Here is a 10,096-nt window from a genome sequence, read left to right as displayed (position 1 = left end):
CGCTGATAAACAGGTGAACATCGCTGATAAACAGGCGAACATCGCTGATAAACAGGCGAACATCGCTGATAAACAGGTGAACATCGCTGATAAACCTGCGAACATCGCTGATAAACTCGCGAACATCGCCGGTAAACCCTCCAACAGCGCTGGTAACCCTGCAACAACTAAGAAATTAGCTCTTATCCTCAATTAAAGAATTAGCAAGCAACATAAATTCAAGTGTAATCCGATTGTGGCCCTTCATGAAATTTTCCCCTAAGAGACTTTCAAGCTTTTTTAAGCGATGGTAGAGTGTTTGGCGTACGATGAACAGTTGATTGGCTGTTTGTTTTTTGGAACCATTCGTTTGCAAGTATACTTGTAGAGTTTCTAGTAGCTTACTGTTATATTTTTTGTCGTATTCAATGACGGGCTGCAAATAATCTTGAATTACTTCCTGTAAATTTACTTGCATCTGTAATTTATAGATGAGGTGATACAGATGTAAATCATCGTAAAAATAAGATGTTGTTTGTACTTTACTGCAAATATACAATGTTTCGAGTGCCGTTTGATAGCTCTTTGGTATTTCTTCTACGTCTGCTACGACTTTGCCAATGGCTACTTGATAACCTTGGACCATTTGTTTTTTATAAAAATCAGTTTTCTGAACAGAAGAAACTAACGTATTTAATAATTCGCGACTCGATTTACTATCCTTCGTATGGAGTAAAATAAAAATGACATAGCTTTTTCTTTCAAATAAAAATGGTATAAATCCATTTTGCTCAAAAAGGTTGCGATAGTAGAGCTTACTATAAATAATATCCTCTTGCACCTTAGAGACGGCATTAGGAGTTGCTAAAATAAAAACAGCCCCGCTAGAAAGTTTATAGTTAGAATGATAGGTTACGATAAATTTATAAATTTCCTCTTTCGATAGTTTTTGGTCGATCCAATCCGCTAAAATAGAGGCATCCTCAATGTCCCTTTTCTCTTCAATATAAAAATCTCTCATTAACAGCTGTGCTAATGCAGTAGCTGTGCGGTCTAAAATAAGTAATTCAAACTCTGAGAATAGACCATCCTCTCTATAGAGCGTTAAATCTGCATAATGCTGGTCAAAAATAAAGATTGGTTCATTTTTAAATACTGGTGCTGATTTTTTCATCGTTAATAGTTGTTGGCGCTTATTATGAGGCATATTTGGAGAAAAGATAGGCTCTCGACCTTTAATAGAAAAGATAATTTGTGTCATTAATTCATTATACATATTTTGTAAAATTTCTTCTGCGGTTTGCCCTAATAGAGCATTTTTATTTAATGTTTGAGAGTAGGATTCTAAAGTAGAGATCATTAAATATTGTTGATTCATAATTTGACTATGTAAATCCTGTGTAATGCGGACAAAAGGGACAGAGTCATGAAAAACGATAATAGGGAAACTGTGACGGTTAGCAAGAGCTACAATCACTTCTGGGATGGTTTGTATGGAAGTCCCATATTCAATGCACAATGCAGCACAATTTTTTTGGATTAAGGACTCTACAAAAAAGATAAAATCCTCTATGCTATGCTGAAGGCTTATCCCTGTTGTTAAAACCAGTTCATCACCAGCTAGAAAATTATCTACTTGTATAATTTCAATGACATGGGCCCACTTTACAATTCGTAATAATCCATCCTCACCAGCTATGACCTCCGCACTTTGAAAATATGTATTTTCTAATACATCCTTCACTTGAAGCTTAAATTGACTCATGTTTATCCTCCTTCCTTTTAACATAGATCGTTTTCCGATTTTCTTAGTGAAGTGCGATTTTTGCTTAAATAAACAAAAATATTATGTTTTTAGAATCTTTAGTCTATTTTACATTATGTTTAAAACAAATGTATAGAATTTTACAGTTTGTCTATTACTTCGTTTCTATGTAACATGTAAAATTTTTGTAAGCGGTAATCCAATCTAATAAAAGAGGTGAACTGATATGGAGCAACAGACGCATTTACAAAGAGGGTTAAAGAAAAGGCATATGACGATGATCGCTATTGCAGGGGTTATCGGAGCCGGTCTATTTATGGGGAGTGGCTCAGTGATTAACTTAGCCGGCCCTGGCGCAATTTTATCTTATATATTTGCGGGTATTATCGTTATTCTTGTCATGCGAATGCTTGGAGAAATGGCAGCTGTCAATCCAACAAGTGGATCTTTTGCGCATTATGCACATGAAGCAATTGGTCCGTGGGCTGGCTTTATGATTGGCTGGTTATATTGGTTTTTCTGGGTTGTTGCAATTGCTTTAGAGGCAACGGCAGCAGCTGCGATTATTCAATATTGGTATGATGGGATTCCTTTATGGCTACTAAGTCTTTTATTAACCGTAGCACTTACTTTAACAAATGTTGTTTCCGTAAAAGCTTTTGGTGAATTTGAATATTGGTTCTCTCTTATTAAGGTTACAAGTATTATAGCTTTTTTGGCACTTGGTGCATTTATTATTTTCGGTATCGCACCTAATTTTGATGCGGTAGGTACTGCCAATTTAATCGGTGAGGGTGGCTTTTTACCAAATGGTTTTGGTGCTGTCTTGATGGGCGTAGTCATTGTTATTTTCTCCTTTATGGGCACGGAGATTGTTGCTATTGCAGCAGGGGAATCTGACGAACCGTTAGCAGCGGTGACAAAAGCTACAAATTCAATTACTTGGCGTATTTTGATTTTCTACGTTGGATCAATAACGGTAGTTGTCACATTATTACCTTGGCATTCCTCAGATATTTTAACAAGTCCCTATGTAGCAGTTTTGGATTATATCGGTATTCCCGCAGCTGCACAAATCATGAATTTTGTTGTCTTAACAGCAGTTTTATCGTGCTTAAACTCCGCGCTTTACGCTACATCTCGAATGGTATTTTCCTTAGCGGAGAAGGGGGAGGCCCCAAAAGCATTTTTGAAATTAAATAAAAAGGGAGCACCTGTTAATGCCATATTAACAGCGACATTCTTCTCTTATATTGCCGTTATCATGAACTATGTTTCACCAGATAAAGTATTTATGTTTTTACTTAGTTCATGTAGTGCAATCACGTTGATTCTTTACTTAATCATTGCTTTTTCACAATTAAAAATGCGACGGAAAATTGAGAAAGAAAATCCCGAGCTATTAAAGGTGAAAATGTGGTTATTCCCATATTTAACGTATTTCACAATATTGGCTATAACAGCTTTGCTAGTCGCTATGTTCTTTATTGAATCGATGCGCTCACAAATTTTATTTACATGTATCGTAGTGACAGTAGTGATGATTTTCTATTTAGTTACACAAAGGAAAAAGTCGTCAGGCCCAGTAGATGAAGCAAGTTCTATTTTCCAAAAGGAAGAATTGGATTTTGAATAACAATAAATAAGGAGTGGGGAATTATGACAGTTCAGCAAAAAATGAAAACGCTATCACATTTTATCAATGGTGTTGAAACAGCAGGTACTAGTGGTCGTTACTCGGAAGTATATAATCCAACAACAGGAGAGGTCATTGCGCAAGTTCCATTAGCTACTAGAGATGAGGTGAAACAGGCTATCCAGCTAGCGAAGGCAGCTTTCTCTTCATGGAAAAAGACATCGATTGGTAAACGGGTCGAGGTTTTGCATCGTTTCCGTCAGTTATTAGTAGAAAGACAGGATGAGCTTATTGAAGCGATTTGTGAGGAAAGTGGGAAAACGAAGGAAGATGCTAAGGGCGAAATTGTTCGTGGCATTGAATCCGTAGATATGGCAATAAGTGCTCCGCAAATGCTGAAGGGGGAATACTCGGTTAATGTAGGCGGCAATATTAATGCCTTCTCTGCAAAAGCCCCACTTGGAGTTGTTGCAACAATTGCGCCATTTAATTTCCCCGTTATGGTTCCACTGGCGATTACAAGTATGGCGGTTGCGGTAGGAAATGCAGTTATTTTAAAGCCATCTGAGCGTGTGCCGATCTCAGCATTATTTTTAAGTAACTTATGGAAAGAGGCAGGACTACCAGATGGAATTTGGACAGTTGTTAATGGTGATAAAGAAGCGGTTAATGAACTGCTTGAAAATAAAGAGATACAAGCAATTTCATTTGTTGGATCAACACCTATTGCGGAGTATATTTACCAAACAGGGACGAAGCACAATAAACGTGTCGCTGCGTTTGGTGGCGGGAAGAACTTTATGATTGTCATGCCAGATGCAAATTTAGAGCAAACGGCTAATGCCTTTTTAGGTGCAGCCTATGGAGCGGCGTCCCAACGTTGTATGGCTATTTCAGGAGCAATCGTCGTCGGGAAAGATACGGAACAACGCTTTACAGAAATATTAAAAGAGAAAATCTTGAAATTAAAGATTGGTCCATATACAGATGAGGAGGTAGACTTTGGTCCAGTTATTACGCAGCAATCAAAAGATACCATTCTTCGATATATCGATGGTGCTATTGCGGAAGGAGCAAATCTTGTAACGGACGGCCGAAATCCAAAAATATGTGAAACATCTAAAGGCTTCTATCTTGGTCCGACATTATTAAATAATATAACTCCAGAAATGACTATTTTTAAAGAGGAGATTTTTGGTCCTGCGCGTATTATTGTAGGCGCTGAAACCTTACAAGAAGCTATTGATTTAATTAATGACCACGAACTTGGGAATGGCGTCACGATGTTTACGAGTAGCGGTTCGGCAGCGCGTAAATTCCAAGAAGAAATTGAAGTAGGTATGGTAGGCGTTAATGTTCCGATTCCAATTCCAGTTGGCTATCACAATTTTGGCGGATGGAAGCGATCTAAGTTTGGCGAAGGGCATATGTTTGGACCGGACCAAGCGCGATTCTTTACGAAAGCAAAAACGATTTCTGAACGCTGGCCAGATGAAACAGAAGATACGACAAGTTCATTTGCGTTCCCAAGCAATAACGATGCGAATAAGTGAAAAAACATAAAGGGGTGTATAGATATGGTTCAAGTAAATCTTAAAAGTGATATTTTAAAGAAAGATGAACAATATGTATGGCATTCAATGAAACCTTACAATCCACAGGCGACGTATGTAGTAGAAAAATCGAATGGTGCGAGGATTGTTGATACAGATGGAGTTGAATACATCGATGCAATGGCAGGATTGTGGTGTGTAAATGTAGGTTATGGACGCAAGGAATTAGCGGATGTAGCACATGAGCAGATGATGAAAAATGCATATGCTCCTTTATCGCAGGGACATTTACCAGCAGTTGAACTGGCTGAAAAGATTAATGAAATGCTTGGTGGAGATTATGTTATTTTCTTCTCTAATAGTGGGTCAGAGGCTAATGAAACTGCGTTTAAAATTGCGCGTCAGTATCATCAACAAAAAGGGGAAAGCTCTCGCTATAAAATTATTTCTCGTTACCGTGCATATCACGGAAGTTCTTTTGGAGCATTGGCTGCAACAGGGCAAGCGGAACGAAAATATAAATATGAACCACTATCTCCTGGCTTTATCCATGTAGCACCACCTGATCAATATCGAGAACATGAAAGTGGTACACTTGCCCCAGCAGATTTAGCAAGCGTAAAGGCTGTAGATAAGACGATGACATGGGAGCTAAGTGACACAATAGCCGCAATGATTTTAGAGCCAATTATTACAGGTGGGGGCGTCATCATGCCTCCAGAGAACTATTTAAGGGGCATTGAAGAAGTGTGTAAAAAACATGGAGCTTTAATGATTGTAGATGAAGTAATTTGTGGCTTTGGTCGAACAGGTAAGCCATTTGGATTTATGAATTACGGTGTTAAACCTGATATTATTACGATGGCTAAAGGGATTACAAGTGCCTATTTACCATTATCAGCTACAGCGGTAAAACGGGAAATTTATGAGGCATTTACTGAGTCTGATGCATACGGTTATTTCCGTCATATCAATACATTTGGCGGATCACCAGTTGCATGTGCGGTCGCACTGAAAAATATTGAGATTCTTCAGCGAGAAGCATTATTTGAAAGATCTAGTGAGGTTGGAGCTGCTACTTTGCAAACACTTCAGCAAGCATTGGGTAATCACCAGAATGTTGGGGATGTTCGAGGCAAAGGTTTATTAATTGGCATTGAGTTAGTTTCAGATAAAACGTCGAAGGAGCCTTTACCAGTAGATAAAGTAAATGCTGTTATTGCTGCATGTAAGGAGCAGGGTGTTATTATAGGTAAAAATGGTGCAACTGTTGCAGGCTTTAATAACGTATTAACATTATCTCCACCACTTAATATTGTACAAGAGGATCTTGATACAATCATAAAAGTTGTCATTGATAGTATTCATAAAGTGAAGCTTTAATTAGTAGGAACCTTCCTAACTCGTTTTCGGTTTAGATAAATTACTACTAAAAAGCAAAGCTGTCTCTTAAGTAAACTTTAGAGACAGCTTTTTGAATGTTTTATAGCATAAGAAAGGCGAGGCGCACTATGAGTATGAACAAAACAACTCCTGTTAGGAACAGTAACAATAAAATTCTCTTTTTTAAAGTATCATCCATACACACCTTCACCTTACTCCTTTGTTGTTTTAAACATATAGCCGCTATAAGAATTGTAGATAATCATCACAATGCCCATTAACATGAAATTGGATATGAGTGAACTTCCGCCATAGCTTAAAAATGGCAATGTCATACCTGTTACAGGTAAAAGTCCAATTGTCATACCGATATTTTGTGTAATTTGGAAGGCTAATAAACTAGAAATACCTGCTCCCATCAGCGTCATAAATGGGTCCTTTGCTTCTACTGTAATGAGAACGATACGGTAAATAACAAAAAATAAAAGAGTAATAACAAATGCCGCTCCAATGAACCCGACCTCTTCAGCAATGTTGGCAAAAATGAAATCTGTATGCTTTTCCACGACATAGACATTGTTGTTCATGTAACCTTTTCCGGTAAACTGCCCTGAACCAATTGCCGAAAATCCCTGCCTAGTTTGATAAGATGAATCTGGATGTTCATTAGGTTGCAACCAGCCGTAAATTCTAGAAATTTGATGCCCTGATAATTTATTTAAAATTTTATCTGTGAAAAATTCATTAAACTTTACATAAAGAATAGCCACAACACTGAGAATTGATACTGGAATGGCTGTAAAGATGATCAGCAATTTTTTTTGTATACCTGAAAAGAAAATCATCGGTATAATCATCGACATATAAATCATCGCCATGCCCGTATCAGGCTGCTTATAAACAGCAAGCGTAGGCGGAAGGGTGATAACAGCAATTATGAAGAGGAGCCGCATATCCGTTAAAAAGGTAGGACGTACATATTTCTCTCGATGTGCAACAATGATCTTACTGACAACGATTAAAAGCGCGAACTTTAAAAACTCTGACGGCTGAAATGACCCTAATACTGGAATTTGGTACCAACGCTTCGCCTCATTTACAGTTCGGGCTATACTTTCGGGTGAAATAAATAAAGCAAATGTTAACAAGACCATCACCCAATAAAATGGCCAGCCAATTTTTTTTAGTTGCTCAATATCCAGCGTTGCTACTCCATACATAACTAAAAATCCGATTAGGTAATAAAAAAACTGCTTTATAATAAACGAGCTTGTATACTGCTCAAACACCGTACTACTGGAATGAACAAAGAGACAACTAATAATACCGAGCAATGCCAAGCTAATGACTAAACTTTTATCTAATTTATTAATTTGTAACATTCAAACACCTCCTTTTTACCACACTATTAATAGACAACGATAAGGAAATGAGAAGGTTGCAAGTTAAATGATTATTACAAAAATTAAAAATCGTAAACCAATTTTACTAATATATTAATTTTACATTTGATTCGTTATGGGTAGATTTATGGATTATTACAATCACGTTTGGTATATCTCCTGAGCTCTTCTGGTGAGTGCCTCTTTTGGTTACGAGTGTGTTATATGCGAAAGCGAAACGCTGAAACAGAATGTGCTGTTAAATATGATAATTTTGTGTTGGAGTAAATCAGTATAATTTCGCAACTCTTCGTGCAATCTTTACAAAAACATAACACTGGCTTTATATCTTCATACTATCATTATTGGTAAGAGTTGGAGAAGGAGCCAAGGATGATGCATTTTTTTCGATACATAATGGTGAAGGACAAGTTACTTGTGCTGATGATTGTTTGTGTACTATCGAACGTGTTGCTAGGTATTTTTAGTGTTGATTATTTACGGAAAATGTCATGGCATGCAAGTGAAAGCTATACAGAAGGACTTGTACCGATCGGATGGTTAAATCAACTAGAGGAATCACAACGACAATTAGATTATTTAGTGGATTCAGCTGGGGCTTATCAAGAAATGACTGTCATTTTAAAAAATGCTGAGCAGTCTTTCAATCATTTAGAAAGTCTAGAGATTGATAAAAAGATGAACCATCAGATGAAGAAATTTAAGACCTTACTAGCACAGGAAGTAGAATTGATTGAAGGCTATAAGCAATTGGGTCAAAATGAACAACAACAATTTTATGTTCAGTCTTATTTACCTGTAAGCAAGCAAAGTCATTCATTATTAGAAGAAACTCAAAGCTATTTGGTTCAGAGAGCTAAGGAACAGCAGCAGGCATACCAGAAAGATGTGCAATTTGGTTATTGGCTATTAGGAGGAGTATGTTTATTTGTTGTTATATTAGTAATCTGTATAGGTTTTATAGCAACAAAAGCTGTGAATATACCAACACGTCAATTGAAGTCATTATTAAAGCGTGCAGAGCAGGGTGACTTCACAGCGAATGCCAGTTATGTGGCGCAGGATGAGCTTGGCGAGGTAGTATTGTCTTACAATCAAATGGTAACAGAGATGAAAAGACTACTTCATACAGTATCAAATAGTGCACATGAGGTTGAAGAAATGACTGGGAAACTGCAGGAGTCCTCCGAGCAATCGTCAAACACGACGTACAAAATTGCAAAGGATGTGCAGTCTATTTCAGATTCAACTGCTGCTTCTACAAAAAAATTAGCTTCTAATACAGCATCTCTAGAGGAAGTGCTAAATGGTGTGCAAGTAATTTTAGAAAAAGTACAGGTTGTAGAAAATTTTGCTCATAAAACTGCACGTGATGCAGAAAGTGGTACGGAAATTGTACAGGCAAATTTAACACAAATACAGGCTATTAAACTTGCAGTTGAAAAATCGAATACAGCCATTTTTAATCTTGTAGAGAGAGCAGCTACAATCGATCAAATGGTTGAGGTGATTGAAAAAATTACCGCGCAAACAAATCTCCTAGCCTTAAATGCATCTATTGAGGCTGCTAGAGCAGGGGAGAATGGTAAAGGATTTGCGGTTGTGGCTAATGAAGTTCGTAAGCTCGCGGAGCAAACCGTTCATTCAACGCAAACGATTACGTCCATTGTACAAAACATTCATTTAGATTCTAACTATGCTGTGCAAATGATGGAAGGTGTGTTAGTTGCAACTGAAAAGGGTGTGCAAGTTACAGGGGATACGGCAACAAGCTTTGATCAAATTTTAGAAAAAGTACATACAATGAAGCCATATATAATGGAAGTATCTGCAACCGTTCAAGAAATTGCCAACCATACGAAAAAGGTTAGTGAAGATGCGGTAATGTTAACATCATTTTCTGATACGAATGCAGCATCAACTAAACATGTAGCTACTTTAACAGCCGATCAATTAAACGCGCAGCAGCAATTCCATGATTATATTAGAGAGCTACATAAGGTATCAAAAGTTTTACAAATAGCTGTAAAGCGTTTCTCAATTTAGAACAAATGGAACCTTCTTTGTATATAAAGAAGGTTCTTTTTTTGGACTAGTAGGTGCAAGGATCATTTCATCGAGCAAAATTATTACTGCTCCTATGTGGAAAAATGAGTAAATGTCCTTTTGAGGAGCACATATGTATTTTGTTTGTTTTTATAGCACAATATTTTATAGGTTCCATATACTGATGGTAAAGGATTTTTCATTCTAATTCCCAAAATTAAAAATATTATGGTTGTATTTTTAATATGAACAAATTATAATGAAATTCATTGGAAGTGTTATTAAATCAATGTTTATTTATATATTATTGTACATTCCGAAAGTACAATTG

General features: G+C 37.0%; 7 protein-coding genes. 5 read left to right on the top strand and 2 right to left on the bottom strand.

Annotated features, from left to right (window positions below):
* Window positions 1-196, top strand: a 196-nt coding sequence (locus tag ACQKOF_RS08260) for a hypothetical protein (RefSeq protein ID WP_427555332.1), incomplete at its 5' end; no start/stop codon positions are given.
* Here ACQKOF_RS08260 and ACQKOF_RS08255 read toward each other — a convergent pair.
* Window positions 176-1,744 (bottom strand): PucR family transcriptional regulator, encoded by a 1,569-nt coding sequence (locus ACQKOF_RS08255; protein WP_427555330.1) that lies wholly within the window; start codon window positions 1,742-1,744, stop codon window positions 176-178. The two genes, ACQKOF_RS08260 and ACQKOF_RS08255, sit on opposite strands and share 21 nt — an antisense overlap.
* 226 nt (window positions 1,745-1,970) lie before the next feature.
* Between ACQKOF_RS08255 and ACQKOF_RS08250 the strand changes: the two genes are divergently transcribed.
* From ACQKOF_RS08250 to ACQKOF_RS08240, 3 genes are read left to right on the top strand one after another with little or no spacing between them, the layout of a single operon-like run.
* Window positions 1,971-3,380 (top strand): amino acid permease, encoded by a 1,410-nt coding sequence (locus ACQKOF_RS08250; protein WP_427555328.1) that lies wholly within the window; start codon window positions 1,971-1,973, stop codon window positions 3,378-3,380.
* Window positions 3,381-3,403: 23 nt separating this feature from the next.
* Window positions 3,404-4,933, top strand: a complete 1,530-nt coding sequence (locus tag ACQKOF_RS08245) for a CoA-acylating methylmalonate-semialdehyde dehydrogenase (RefSeq protein ID WP_427555325.1) — start codon at window positions 3,404-3,406, stop codon at window positions 4,931-4,933.
* A 24-nt stretch (window positions 4,934-4,957) separates the two neighbouring features.
* A complete protein-coding gene (locus ACQKOF_RS08240; protein WP_427555323.1) occupies window positions 4,958-6,316 on the top strand; it encodes an aspartate aminotransferase family protein in 1,359 nt (452 codons plus the stop codon).
* Between the two features lie 212 nt (window positions 6,317-6,528).
* Here the strand turns inward: ACQKOF_RS08240 and ACQKOF_RS08235 are convergent, their stop codons facing one another.
* Window positions 6,529-7,698 carry an FtsW/RodA/SpoVE family cell cycle protein gene (locus tag ACQKOF_RS08235; protein WP_427555321.1) on the bottom strand — a complete coding sequence of 390 codons (1,170 nt, stop codon included), beginning with the start codon at window positions 7,696-7,698 and terminating at the stop codon, window positions 6,529-6,531.
* Window positions 7,699-8,094: 396 nt separating this feature from the next.
* On the opposite strand from ACQKOF_RS08235, the gene ACQKOF_RS08230 reads away from it, so the two are divergent.
* Window positions 8,095-9,765 (top strand): methyl-accepting chemotaxis protein, encoded by a 1,671-nt coding sequence (locus tag ACQKOF_RS08230; RefSeq protein WP_427555319.1) that lies wholly within the window; start codon window positions 8,095-8,097, stop codon window positions 9,763-9,765.
* Window positions 9,766-10,096: the final 331 nt, after the last annotated feature.

Origin of the sequence: Lysinibacillus sp. NPDC093190 (assembly GCF_050280425.1) — a bacterium.
In the GTDB taxonomy this organism is placed as follows: domain Bacteria; phylum Bacillota; class Bacilli; order Bacillales_A; family Planococcaceae; genus Lysinibacillus.
Note: the sequence above shows the minus strand (reverse complement) of the source record. Positions and strands in the feature narration are given on the sequence as shown.

Coding starts and splice junctions, on each gene's coding strand:
- ACQKOF_RS08240 (WP_427555323.1), top strand. CDS start 4,958: ATGGTTCAAGTAAATCTTAAAAGTGATATTTTAAAGAAAGATGAACAA.
- ACQKOF_RS08255 (WP_427555330.1), bottom strand. CDS start 1,744: ATGAGTCAATTTAAGCTTCAAGTGAAGGATGTATTAGAAAATACATAT.
- ACQKOF_RS08245 (WP_427555325.1), top strand. CDS start 3,404: ATGACAGTTCAGCAAAAAATGAAAACGCTATCACATTTTATCAATGGT.
- ACQKOF_RS08235 (WP_427555321.1), bottom strand. CDS start 7,698: ATGTTACAAATTAATAAATTAGATAAAAGTTTAGTCATTAGCTTGGCA.
- ACQKOF_RS08250 (WP_427555328.1), top strand. CDS start 1,971: ATGGAGCAACAGACGCATTTACAAAGAGGGTTAAAGAAAAGGCATATG.
- ACQKOF_RS08230 (WP_427555319.1), top strand. CDS start 8,095: ATGCATTTTTTTCGATACATAATGGTGAAGGACAAGTTACTTGTGCTG.